13 protein-coding genes are annotated in these 11,147 nt (G+C 55.5%); 9 read left to right on the top strand and 4 right to left on the bottom strand.

The genetic code is table 11. The annotated features are described in order from the left end of the window. From GGE33_RS26180 to GGE33_RS26150, 7 genes are all read left to right on the top strand, one after another. Positions 1-206 (top strand): DUF2177 family protein (locus GGE33_RS26180; RefSeq protein WP_183830121.1); only part of this gene is annotated, 206 nt, incomplete at its 5' end. Positions 207-337: 131 nt separating this feature from the next. Further along, positions 338-880 (top strand): sigma-70 family RNA polymerase sigma factor, encoded by a 543-nt coding sequence (locus tag GGE33_RS26175; protein WP_183830118.1) that lies wholly within the window; start codon positions 338-340, stop codon positions 878-880. After that, positions 877-1,605 carry an anti-sigma factor gene (locus GGE33_RS26170; RefSeq protein ID WP_183830115.1) on the top strand — a complete coding sequence of 243 codons (729 nt, stop codon included), beginning with the start codon at positions 877-879 and terminating at the stop codon, positions 1,603-1,605. Before GGE33_RS26175 ends, GGE33_RS26170 begins: the two co-directional genes overlap by 4 nt. A 55-nt stretch (positions 1,606-1,660) precedes the next feature. Continuing rightward, positions 1,661-2,632, top strand: a complete 972-nt coding sequence (locus GGE33_RS26165; RefSeq protein ID WP_183830112.1) for an alpha/beta fold hydrolase — start codon at positions 1,661-1,663, stop codon at positions 2,630-2,632. A 28-nt stretch (positions 2,633-2,660) separates the two neighbouring features. After that, positions 2,661-3,053: a DoxX family protein gene (locus GGE33_RS26160; RefSeq protein WP_343062696.1), complete on the top strand. Its 393-nt coding sequence runs from the start codon at positions 2,661-2,663 to the stop codon at positions 3,051-3,053. Between the two features lie 128 nt (positions 3,054-3,181). Further along, a complete protein-coding gene (locus tag GGE33_RS26155) occupies positions 3,182-3,739 on the top strand; it encodes a fasciclin domain-containing protein (RefSeq protein ID WP_183830105.1) in 558 nt (185 codons plus the stop codon). Between the two features lie 655 nt (positions 3,740-4,394). Further along, positions 4,395-4,769, top strand: coding sequence for a hypothetical protein (locus tag GGE33_RS26150; RefSeq protein ID WP_183830102.1), 375 nt, complete (start codon positions 4,395-4,397; stop codon positions 4,767-4,769). Between the two features lie 431 nt (positions 4,770-5,200). Here the strand turns inward: GGE33_RS26150 and GGE33_RS26145 are convergent, their stop codons facing one another. Beyond that, positions 5,201-5,797, bottom strand: a complete 597-nt coding sequence (locus GGE33_RS26145; protein ID WP_183830099.1) for a helix-turn-helix domain-containing protein — start codon at positions 5,795-5,797, stop codon at positions 5,201-5,203. Between the two features lie 699 nt (positions 5,798-6,496). Between GGE33_RS26145 and GGE33_RS26140 the strand changes: the two genes are divergently transcribed. Further along, positions 6,497-6,919 (top strand): hypothetical protein, encoded by a 423-nt coding sequence (locus GGE33_RS26140; protein ID WP_183830096.1) that lies wholly within the window; start codon positions 6,497-6,499, stop codon positions 6,917-6,919. A 101-nt stretch (positions 6,920-7,020) separates the two neighbouring features. On the opposite strand, the gene repC (GGE33_RS26135) is transcribed toward GGE33_RS26140, so the two are convergent. Together repC (GGE33_RS26135) and GGE33_RS26130 are read right to left on the bottom strand one after the other, a co-directional pair. Then, the gene (gene repC, locus GGE33_RS26135) at positions 7,021-8,334 is read right to left on the bottom strand and encodes a plasmid replication protein RepC (RefSeq protein WP_183830093.1); all 1,314 of its coding nucleotides are present in this window, start codon (positions 8,332-8,334) and stop codon (positions 7,021-7,023) included. Beyond that, complete coding sequence (locus GGE33_RS26130; protein ID WP_183830136.1) at positions 8,331-8,654, bottom strand: helix-turn-helix transcriptional regulator; 324 nt, start codon at positions 8,652-8,654, stop codon at positions 8,331-8,333. The genes repC (GGE33_RS26135) and GGE33_RS26130 overlap by 4 nt, the downstream gene beginning before the upstream one ends. Positions 8,655-8,867: 213 nt before the next feature. Between GGE33_RS26130 and GGE33_RS26125 the strand changes: the two genes are divergently transcribed. Further along, a complete protein-coding gene (locus GGE33_RS26125) occupies positions 8,868-9,743 on the top strand; it encodes a hypothetical protein (protein ID WP_183830090.1) in 876 nt (291 codons plus the stop codon). 113 nt (positions 9,744-9,856) lie between these two features. Here the strand turns inward: GGE33_RS26125 and repC (GGE33_RS26120) are convergent, their stop codons facing one another. Then, entirely contained in the window at positions 9,857-11,068 is a 1,212-nt protein-coding gene (repC, locus tag GGE33_RS26120) for a plasmid replication protein RepC (RefSeq protein WP_183830087.1), read from the bottom strand. Positions 11,069-11,147: the final 79 nt, after the last annotated feature.

Genomic DNA, 11,147 nt, shown 5'->3' with positions numbered 1-11,147 from the left:
CGGTCCTCTCTGGTGCCGTCCTGGGCTTTACTGCCTATGCAACCTATGACCTGACCAATCAGGCAACATTGATACGCTGGTCGACAGCATTGACGATCGCTGATCTTTGCTGGGGTACGTTCCTGTCTGCCATTGCGAGTGGTGCCGGTTACTGGATAACCGCGCGTCTATTCGGTGGCCCGACTTCGGGAGAACAAAGGTTGTGACCGGATCACCTGTCCACGTTGGTTGTTTGGCAATGCCGGGCGGCGTCCATAGCGACAACAGTTTCCCGGGGCACTCCTTGTTTTTTAGAATTGCCGATCTCTATACGTTGAGGTCTTCAAGGTTATTTCGAATGCAAAATAGTGAGATGGCTGGTCTGATCAATCGCGTCGCAATCGGTGATCGCCAAGCGTTCACCGATCTCTATCGCGTGACGAGCCCGAAACTCTTCGCAATCTGCCTGCGGATCCTGAAAGACAGAGGCGAGGCAGAAGAGGCGCTTCAGGAAATCTATATCAAGGTCTGGCAGAAGGCGAAGTCCTTCGCGATCGGCTCCGGAGTGCCGACCACCTGGCTCGCGACAATAGCGCGTAACCATGCGATCGACATCATTCGCGCGCGGAAACCGGTCAATGACGATATCGACGAGGTTTTCGATCTGGCCGACGAGACTATACCCAATCCTGAGCAGTCCATCGCAATGGCGGACGATGGGCGCCGCATCGATGCCTGTATGGGCGAACTAGATCAGGTCCATGCGCAATCGGTCCGGCGAGCCTATGTCGAAGGCCTGACTTATGCCGAACTGGCAGAGGATCTGCGAGTGCCGCTGAATACCGTCAGGACCTGGTTGCGGCGCAGCCTGCTGAAATTGCGGGAGTGCATGCAGCGATGACCACGGAACCACTCGACAGAAATCCGCCAGATGGAGGCAGGCCGGAGAATGATGAAATTCTGGCCGGTGAATATGTGCTTGGCGTTTTGTCCCTCGAGGCTCGTAATCGGGTAGAGGCACGGATGGCCTCCGATCAGTCATTTGCGCGGCTGGTTGCGCGCTGGCAGTCGAACATGGCCTCTTTCAACGTAGACTATCAGGAACAACAGCCGTCCGCCGCTGTTTTTCAGGCAATAGAGAGACGCCTCTTTACAGAAAGCCGTGATGTCGAGGTGAAACAGGGCCTGTGGGACACGGTCGGCTTCTGGCGCGGCTTGTCGTTCGTAACGTCCGCGATTGCGGCAGTAGCGGTGTTTTATATCGCGACGGTGCAGCTCAGGCCAACGACCACCAACCGCATCGTTGCGGAACTCAGTGCGCCGGATGATCCGGTTGCGCTTCGCGTATCTTTCAATCCGGCCGATGGTCGTCTGCGCATTATTCCGGTTGCGGATCAAAGCACCGAGAAATCCCTACAGCTCTGGCTCGTGCCGGGAAGCGGCAATCCGACTTCGCTTGGCGTCCTCGAGCCGGGAACGGATGGAGAGCTATTGATCCCGAGAGAAATTCGGTCCCGGATCGGCCAAGGTGCAACCCTTGCCGTCAGTGTCGAGCCGCTCGGAGGCTCGCCAACCGGCCTGCCGACAGGTCCGGTGATCGCAAGCGGCTCGGCCCGCAATCTGTAATCGCGTGATCAAGAGCGGCGAGGAGGCCAAAATCCGAAATTCCGGAATCTTCTTCATGTCTCTGCTGATCTGGTGTTCTGCGAGTTTCGGATCGGCTGCGGCGCGCGACGTTGGAGCTCAGCCAGTATTGATCGATGTCGGTGGATATCGGCTCAACAGCATTCTCATCGAAGCTGGGGCCGGGAAGGACCTTCCGCCGATCGTCTTCATCCACGGTGCCAGCACGAGCCTTTACGATCCGATGCTGTCTTTCCGCGAAAAGCTGGAAGGCAGAGGCACGCTTTTGTTCGTGGACAGGCCGGGTCATGGCCGATCGGAGGTGGGTGGGCGTGAGAACGTATCTCCCGACGGACAGGCTGATGCAATTTCGACCTTGATGGAGAAGCGGGGTATCGGCAGAGCCATCATTGTCGGACATTCGTTCGGTGGCGCAATTGCCGCTGCATTGGCGATCCGGCATCCAGACAAGGTCCGCGGTCTCGTTTTCCTTTCCCCGGCCGTTTACCCGTGGTCCAGCGGTGTCGCCTGGTATTATGATGCAGCGAGCGCCCCGGTAGCCGGGGCGCTATTCAGCACATTCATCGTTCCGCCCTTGGGCTTTCTTGCAATCAACCGAGCCACAAAGGCGGTTTTCGCTCCCAATAAACCACCCGCCGGTTATATCGAAAAGACGAAGGTGCTGCAGGCCATTCGTCCTGAGGCTTTCCGACATAATGCCAAGGAAATTGCGGCTCTAAGCGATTGGGCCGAGGTTGCTGACAAGCAATACCGGCATATCAGGGCCCCGACGATCATCATTACCGGCGACACCGACAAGATCGTTTCACCGGATATTCATGCCCGGCATCTGGCGCGCGATATTCCCGGCGCCAGACTGATCGTGGTCCGTAACCTCGGACACAAGTCCGACTACATTGCCAGTGATCTCGCGGTTGCCGCCATCGAGCGCGTCGCAGGTCGCAAGGTGGATCTTCTCGGCAAGGCTCGCGCAGTCGAAAAGAGGATTGCGAATGACAGCAGCGACTAGCGTCTGTCGTCAGCGGATGGCCACTGCGTTGTCGATCTTTTATGGCGTAGCCGGGATATTGCATCTGACGCTGCCGCAGCCCTTTGTTTCGATCACACCCGCATGGGTTCCTCATCCTGAAACCATTATCTTACTGACGGGGCTTTGCGAGGTTGCCGGTGCTGTCGGTCTCTGGGTGCCAGGACTGAAGCGGTTTGCCGCGGCGGCTCTGGCTCTTTACGCATTTTGCGTTTTTCCGGCCAATATCAAGCATGCACTGGATAGCTTAGGGACCAGTGATCCGTCCCTCTGGCAGTGGGCCTATCATCTCGTTCGCCTGCCGCTTCAGCCTGTCATCGTCTGGGCAGCACTTTTCGGCGGAGGGATCGTGACATGGCCCTTTGGCTCACGAGATGCGGAGCAAGCTCGAGACATCAAATAAATCCGCCCCGACCTGCTTTGGCTGAAACTATTTTTCCGCAGTTCTCGTCTCTTGTCCTGTCCCGCATAGGGAGGCCGAGCTTTAGGAGGCACGCAGCGTGCCTGGGCAGTCGGCAGGAGGAGAAGATCATGTCTCGCAACGCAATCCGTCTCGCAGCAGGTATCGCCGTGCTCTCGATCGCAGCCGGCAGCGCATTTGCAGCAAATCCGAAAGTCGGCGGCGCCGCCATGTATGAAAACAAGAACATCGTCGAAAATGCCGTGAACTCGAAAGACCACACAACCCTGGTTGCTGCGGTCAAGGCCGCCGGCCTCGTCGAAACGCTGGAAGGCAAAGGCCCGTTCACCGTGTTCGCGCCAACCAACGAAGCCTTTGCAGCCCTACCGAAAGGCACGGTCGACAACCTTCTGAAGCCGGAAAACAAGGCTCAGCTTACCAAGGTTCTCACCTGCCATGTGGTTGCCGCCGACGCCATGTCCAAGACTATCGAGAAGATGATCAAGGACGACAAGGGCACGCACGACGTCAAGACTGTCGGCGGCTGCATCCTGAAGGCGAAGGAGAGCATGGGCAAGATCACACTGACCGACGAAACCGGCGGCGTGGCGCATGTGACGATCGCCGACGTCAAGCAGTCCAACGGCGTGATCCATGTGATCGACAAGGTCCTTCTGCCGAAAATGTAGTTAACGCCAATCCAAACGGGAGTGCCGGCTGCCTGCCAGCTCTCCCGTACCATTTTGATCTCACCCAAAAAGTCATCGGAAAAAGTAACCTACAAAACTCTGGGATAACAAGCGCTTCAATAAATTCATGCTTTAATAGCTAGGCCGTCGGTTCGAATTTTATGAAGAAACGTCCCCCTAGACATCGGTTCCATAACCCGTCTTACGCGATTTTTGGTAGCCGGCTAACGACTAAACTCGCGAACAAACTATCGTCTCACGCGTAGTGGCACAGCCCTGGTGCGGCAGGTATGCGCCTTCATTTCGGGCATTGCCGCGATAATGGCCGTTGCCCGGAAGCGGACACCCGATAGCGCAGCTTCGCCTTCTCACCGGACTGGCACCCAGCAAGCGGAAGGACGGCAAATGAAGCCAACAGGCCTCGACGAGTTAAAGCATTCAACGGTCACCTCACGCCATACGTCACACATCCATAGAGGCTGCGCGTTCTCGGCGGGTTAAGGTGATGCGTCAAATGTCAGTAGAAGTCTGCTTTGGGCCGACTGCCGTCATGGCGCAGAAGCGCCAATTGCAGTCATAGGGTGAGCCAGCTAAACGTATGACCCAAAGATCAAGAAAAAGGCACCGAATTGGAAGATGCTACGCCGTTAAGCTCTTGGATATCTACATCGAAAATACGGTTCGCATCTTCCGCGGAGGCTTTGGATGTGATCGCGCCGAAAATGCAATGTTCGCAACAGTGGAGTTACTACGCGAAGAGAAGAACCTCAGACCTGAATTCTTGCGGCGCGTTGGCATTACGCTGACTAAAGCAGATGTCTGGGACACAGGTAGCAATGGTGTCCCACTTGAGCTTGTTGAATTGGCAATCCACGAACTGCGTTGGCCCGAGTTTCGTCAGTTGATCGAGGTTCGCCGTTCGCTTTTCCCGCTGGATAGCAGTCACCTCTCTCTTTTCGCAGCTTTTGATCGAGATTGGATTGATCGCGACTATTATCAGCGTTATCGCACACGCGGCGAAGAAGGTTGAAATGACTGCTTCGGGGCGATTGACCTAACGTCAGCTATCTCAGTCTCTCGGCCAGAACGGGACAGTCAGCAGGCGGCCCCTTTTCGGAGATTGCGGCAAGACTGTATTACGAAAGAAATCCCTCGCGCAGAAAAGTCCCTGACGCTCAACCATATCGAAGCCCCAGGTCGTCAATCACGTTGACTCCGACCGCTGGGGCAGCGCCATTTCAGACTCCGCTGCCAATTGCTCTCCGGGAGACAACTTAGCCGAAGACCAGCTATCGTATCGCAGTCGCAAGCGATTGCGACATACCGAGAGTGCCTGTTCACGCACCACTCCCGAGGTTCGCTGGGTGACTAGCCAGCGAACTATAGCTTTCATACCCCAAACGAAGTTTCAAGGCTTGGTGTCGGCTCCAACACAGCGTTGATCCCCCCAACCGAAACCTGTCACCCTGCATCTTTGTGGCAGATTTTAACCGTTCCGGCTCCTCGTTCCGCAATCTCGCGCATGAAGTCGCCGAGATCATCATCATCCGCCTGTTTCGCGTTTTGACGGTATTTTTCGGGTTTGTTTGCCTCGAGAAACAGCCGGAGCATGGCCGGGTTGGGATGGCTAATCTTTTGCTCAATGACCGTCGTCACGCCTTCCTTCGTGGAAATGATCTTTTCCTGCTCATAAACGTAGCCAGTCGCCACGTTAAAGAGCGTTTGCTCTGCGACTTTCAGCTGAGCTTCGACGCCCATGGTAAGCGCCTGGTCGAATTCCGCGCATCTCTGTCTCCACCGGGTTAGCGTACGGGTAGAGACATTGAATGCCTGCGCGATTTCAACGGACGTGGCCCCTCGAGAGGAGAGCGCATAGGCCATTTTCAGGTTGCGTGCCTCGTCCCACTCACGAATATCTTCTCGACTATCTAGCGCTTGTTTGAGCGGGCTATGTTCATCGGCCCATTTTCGCATCGTTCGAACATTCACGCCGAACCAGGCAGCGATCTCGCTTTCATCGCGCCCCGCATCCAGCAACGCACGCAGTTTCGGCAGCATACGTGGGTGGTAATCCTGAGCTCCTTTCGTCTTGCGTCGTGGCTCAGGGAGAGAGGTTTTCGACTTGCCTTGCTGTCCCATTTACATCAACCGCAGTTGAGACGACGTCTTAAAAGCCTCGCTCCCGGAGTCCAAAATCGAACTACCCCAGCGAGCAGTCGTCGAGGCCGGATGGGTCGCTTCGTCAAAACCGCCGGTTACGGAGGACAGAAACACCGGCTCTTGGACGAATTCGCCGAGCTGGTTGTAGATGGAATGCCGATATTTCATCATCTTGCGTGTTCAATCACTGGTTGCTTATTCACGCCAGGACAGGCGCGTCAGAGGAGTGGGTATCAGCTCAAAAATCTTTGCGTCGCCACTATTTTATGTATCATAATTAGGTATTTAGGTCTATAGTCGTTTTATCGACAGGCGATGCTTTGGGTTGCTCAAATTAACACCCTATGATTGCATTTATACTGTTGTTTGTTTTTTGTAGCCATATCGATCGAACTTCGACAATCCTTGGGTGAAATGCTGAAATTCAATTCGACAATGTTCGAGGTTGCTGGACGCTTCATGTTTCCAGCCCGTCCCGCAAGCTCGCTTGCTCGACATCTTGGCTTGAGCCGCCAATACGTCACAAGGTTGATCAACGGAAGAGCTCCCATCCCCCCTTCCCTATGGCCAGATCTGGAGAGGCTTACCGTAGAAAGGATGACCCACATCCTTCGCTGGCATGAGAAGCTCGTTGAACACCGCAAGAGACCACAAACTTCGCAGGCCGATCATACTCTCCCACACCTTAATACGCTCGACGGACGCGACTTTGCAGCGATTGGCACGGCATTGTTTGGGGAGGCGTGGACCGGACGCCTGGCATTTCATATGAACAGGTCGCCGGAATACATGCGCAAGCTGGCGAAGGGCGAGAGACCAATGCGGGAACCGCTGTGGCGCCTCCTCGAGGCAATCTGCATGCAGCAGGTCGTCCACCTTGAGTTTGTTGAAAGCCGTCTACGAGAATTCAGGTTTACCGATGAGATCGCGTCCGACCTAACAATGAACGATCGTCCGGCTACGGATGAAGAGGATGACGTTGATGTATGGCAACTTATCATCGGTCCGACGTTCCACTGACTAAGTCCGAGAGATAGCAGGTGTCGGCCTTCAACAACGCCGACACCCAAATAGTTATCCGCACTCACACGGCGTGGACGGTGTCGCGCAGCAACGATGGCCTACGCGCGCGGCCGACCCAGGTATTTGCTGACGGTTAGGGTGGGTGAGTATTTCCCCTGCCGATATCGCTTGGCCAGCCCATGCAAATATGCGCCTGCCGACTCAACCTTTGTCCCTCGTTGCAGGATATAGGCGATGGTGAGGGCAACGTTGTTATGCCCCATGATCTGGCAAGCCTTCTCATAGCCGTTAGTGGTGATCTGGAACATATTTTTGACCGTCTCCACCGCGCGTTCAAAATCGGGCCAGCTCGAGATAGCCCCATTCGGCCCATAATCAACCAAAGAAGGATAAGCACGGCGGATCTGGTCCAAAGTTATACCCTTATGCGCGCTGGTTACCGTCTCCGAACTGATCGCTGAGTTAAAGGCCGGCACTTCCTCGCAAGACACCTCTTCCTTAAACAAGGATTCTAGACTTGTACTCTGTATATGCCGCCGGATTTCGTTGCCATTGGCACCGGATTCCGGTGCCTCACCAGACTTTATCCACAGGGCATTAGCCTCTTCACGGAGCTGATGGAGCTCGCTTAGTTTGTCTCTTAGTTGGGAGAGGCTTGGGTTGCGTATCCGCTTCGCACGCGACGCCTCGAACCGCAGGCTGAGGTTCCGCCATTCTTCGCTCGGGTGCTCCGCCAGCGCATTTGCGATAACTCCCTCAAGTTCGCGACGACAACTGTCCAGGGTACGTATTGCCGACGGGAGATCCCTCTCCTCATTGTCGAAATCGCGGGCGAGTTCGGCAAATTCCTTAGCTCGCGAGATCAGCAGCGAAAGATCAAAGCCGCAAGCCTCTCCTTCACTACCGCGAGGCGCACGTCGCTGACCATTTGGGCTGTCCTTGCGGACCATAAAGGCGAGTTTAATGAGCACCTTGAAGTGATCCCGCAGCGTCGACTCGGGCGTTCCTCCGGTTTTGGTGGAAAGTGTTCGGTTGGATCGGAAAACAATGAAGGGTTCACCGATGGCAATCTTTTGGGTCCGATGCGAAAATGCCAGAGCCTCGAGCGTCCTCAAAGGGCCAGGCTTTAAACGAAGCTTTGGTGCAATCTTCTTGAGATTTTTGAACACGTCCTGCAGATTAACGACCTCAAGCGGCAAAACCGGGGGCCGGGAGCGGGACGCTTTATCGCTCCTGTTGTCGGCTGCAGCAACCTCCGAATTGAAGGTGAGTGCCCGCGAACCCTGGTTCACCACCACCCCTGCCATTTCGCGAGCGTTTTCGGCTTCGCAGCGCTTGTTTTTTGCTGCTAGACGAAGCGCAAAATCACTGATCGGAGCCGGCAGAGCTGGTCGTCGATTAAAAGAAGTCACTGGCGTGCCTCCTTCAGCTTGCGATCATGCTCATCCAATTCGTTTTCCGACCAGCGGGCGGTACCCTCGATCTTGAACGGTTTGGGGAACGTGGTCGACGTCCTGGCCCAGCGCCAGATCGTCTGCTTTTCGACCTGATAACGGGCCGCCACATCCTTGTCGGAAAGCAGTCGATCCCGGAAGACCGGCTCGTTCAACTTGCGCTGAATCGGCTTAGACTGAGGTAGCGTAGAGTTGTTGGCGTTCTGTCCCTCGACGGAGGGAAGCGACTTTTGATCGTCCTGCGATGCTGCAATGAACGACACTTGAATTTCGGGCATGACGTGACCTTGTTCCTGTTTAAGGGTCAGCACGTCTTGCGCATCGATGATTAGCTATCATGATGCTGAGCGATTCGGCAACAATCGGGAACTCGATAGGATCCGACATCCACAGGCCGGTGCCTTGACATATCGCGCTTGCGCTTTCATCGTCTCGACAAGGCTGATGCTGCCGACCGCTCACACCCGGCAGGGAATGGTAGAAGCATCGCAATGACGACGGCGATTTTCCTTGAACGGGTCGATCACGTCAGCAACGTGAGCACTGACGTTGAGATTGGCCCATTGAAGGGAAACTCAATGAAGATCACCGAAAACGCGACTCCGCTTGCGAGGGTTCTTGTGTCATCCTTGCGCGAGAAAGATATCGATATATCACTCGGCGAGGGATTAAAAATCATCGCCGAGCTAACTGGGCATTCGAATTGGAACAGGCTTCGGGCTCAGTTGAAACGCACCAGTCACACTGGAACCGGGCCGAAGACACATCAGGTTCAGCGACGCGTGAAAGCTGCCACTGATTTCGCAGCTTTATTCCCCGAGGCTGAACTGCCTGGCAGCTTCTTAGATCTCGAGGAAGAGATACCCCACCCGTTTCCGACTGAGCTGCGAAAGATCCCCGAACTTGCGCCGTGGCGAGAATGCTGGGAATCTCGTGCTCTCTCGACGCAAGACAGGCATTTTTTCCCTCCGATGTTGCCGGCAGAAAGCCTGATCTCTCCCCAAGTGATTTTTGAGGCTCGAAGGGATTGGCGTGTGGGGAAAGATGGGAAGGCTATACCGACCAAATATTACCACTTTAGTGATGGCTGCTGCGCAGTCTTGGCCAGAGATGAACGGCGCGAGATCATCGGCGCGACCTTTTGGAGATGGTGGGGTAATTTTGGTCGCGTGAAAGGCCTGCGTTTCGGGCTCTACCTTCTGACCAAGGATGGCTGGCTTTATGTCGCATTCGATCTTCGCGCGAACTATCCCTTTCCTTCTGCTGGGCCCGATATCATCCGCGGTGACTCCGAAGAGAGCCTTCGAGAAATTAAGGCAGGCTTGCAGCATTTGGCCAAGCTTAAGGTCTTCAAGTATACGGCCTGACGACACGTGATGGTCAGAAGCATTGAGGGAGGTGGTGGGTACCCTCGCCGCCTCCAACACAGGTCTCCCCTTCGTATCGCAGTCTCGCATCGGGTTGAACCAACAGCGATAACTCAAGCACTCCTCGCGCTCGCCGGATGAGATCGTAGAAGCGCCATCAACACCGGCCCAAGCGAAAACTCCCCTCGCCGGCTCCTCGCCGTCAAGTCTCGCAGATATCCGCCGGCCGAATTGATATGCCCTCCCCTCTCGAGGATGCAGGCCATGGTCGCAGCGGCATTTTCCGGCCCCATAACCTCGCAAGCTTCCTGATAGGCGGACGGACTGACACCAAGCATCGATCGAATGAGCACGGCAGCGGCCATCAAGTCGCGCCAGCTCGCAATGCCACCCCCTGGACTGTAGTCCGAGATCTGTGGGCAGGCCCGCAGCACCATCCCCAGCGGAAAGGCCTTTATCGGTCCGACTACACGTGGCTTGGTTGGCTCGACCGTCGCGCCCTGCTCTTCTTCTGAGCGAGGTTCAAGATCATAGATGGATTCGGGTTTTGAATTCTGTATGTGGCGCCCACTATGGCCATCATTGGTGTCTGTTTTTTCTGATTTTAGTTGAAGTTCCAGACGGTTGATGATTTCCTCGCGCAAAAGTCCCATGTCTTCGAGCACATTTTCTAACTGCTGACGATTGGGGGAGCGTGGAAGCGCGGAAAGGATGGAGACATACATCTCCTCGATCGCTTCCCAATCGCCGTCCGCGCCCTCTTCCATCGCCGCGCTGATCAATTTGCGGACGTCACGGCGGCAGAGGGTTAGAGCCTCCTTCGAGCGTCGAAATGCCCTCCCCTCCTCCGCAACCTGTTGCGCGAGGCCGGCAAGCTCTGCGGCACGCGACATGAGCGGTTCAAGATCGAAGCCAAAAGCTTGCTCAATCTGCCCATTGCCGTCGCGGTGGACGTATCGTTTGCCGTTTGGGCTATCTCGGCGATGAATGAGGCCAGCGTCTACGAGTGCAGCAAGATGGCGGCGTAACGTCGAGCCTGTAATGCCGTGAGCGCGCACAGACAATTGAGCGTTAGAGGGGAAGACCACAAGGCTCCCATCAGATTTTAGCTCATTGCTCGGGTAGAACGTCAGAAGAGCATCAAGAACGGCTAGCGCTCTGTCTTGGAGACCGAGCAGTTGCCGTGCTTCAGCGACGTCGCGGAACACTTTCCATTTTTCTACTGTCCTGCCCTGTCTCGGCACCGGCGCATCGAGCTGCCCTTTCACTAAGGCAAGCGTCATCGGCCGCCGCCCGAAAGGCGTCGTCACATTTCCAATTTGCATTGTCTCTCACCTTTCAGAAGGCAAAAGAAATCCGCTCACCAAAACGGTGCCAAAGACTCTTGACTGGGATTCGTGGAAA

This window comes from Aliirhizobium cellulosilyticum, assembly GCF_014198105.1.
Lineage (GTDB): Bacteria > Pseudomonadota > Alphaproteobacteria > Rhizobiales > Rhizobiaceae > Neorhizobium > Neorhizobium cellulosilyticum.
Note: the sequence above shows the minus strand (reverse complement) of the source record. Positions and strands in the feature narration are given on the sequence as shown.

Coding starts and splice junctions, on each gene's coding strand:
- GGE33_RS26175 (WP_183830118.1), top strand. CDS start 338: ATGCAAAATAGTGAGATGGCTGGTCTGATCAATCGCGTCGCAATCGGT.
- GGE33_RS26170 (WP_183830115.1), top strand. CDS start 877: ATGACCACGGAACCACTCGACAGAAATCCGCCAGATGGAGGCAGGCCG.
- GGE33_RS26165 (WP_183830112.1), top strand. CDS start 1,661: ATGTCTCTGCTGATCTGGTGTTCTGCGAGTTTCGGATCGGCTGCGGCG.
- GGE33_RS26155 (WP_183830105.1), top strand. CDS start 3,182: ATGTCTCGCAACGCAATCCGTCTCGCAGCAGGTATCGCCGTGCTCTCG.
- GGE33_RS26145 (WP_183830099.1), bottom strand. CDS start 5,797: ATGCTGCCGAAACTGCGTGCGTTGCTGGATGCGGGGCGCGATGAAAGC.
- GGE33_RS26140 (WP_183830096.1), top strand. CDS start 6,497: ATGACCCACATCCTTCGCTGGCATGAGAAGCTCGTTGAACACCGCAAG.
- GGE33_RS26130 (WP_183830136.1), bottom strand. CDS start 8,654: ATGCCCGAAATTCAAGTGTCGTTCATTGCAGCATCGCAGGACGATCAA.
- GGE33_RS26125 (WP_183830090.1), top strand. CDS start 8,868: ATGACGACGGCGATTTTCCTTGAACGGGTCGATCACGTCAGCAACGTG.
- repC (WP_183830087.1), bottom strand. CDS start 11,068: ATGCAAATTGGAAATGTGACGACGCCTTTCGGGCGGCGGCCGATGACG.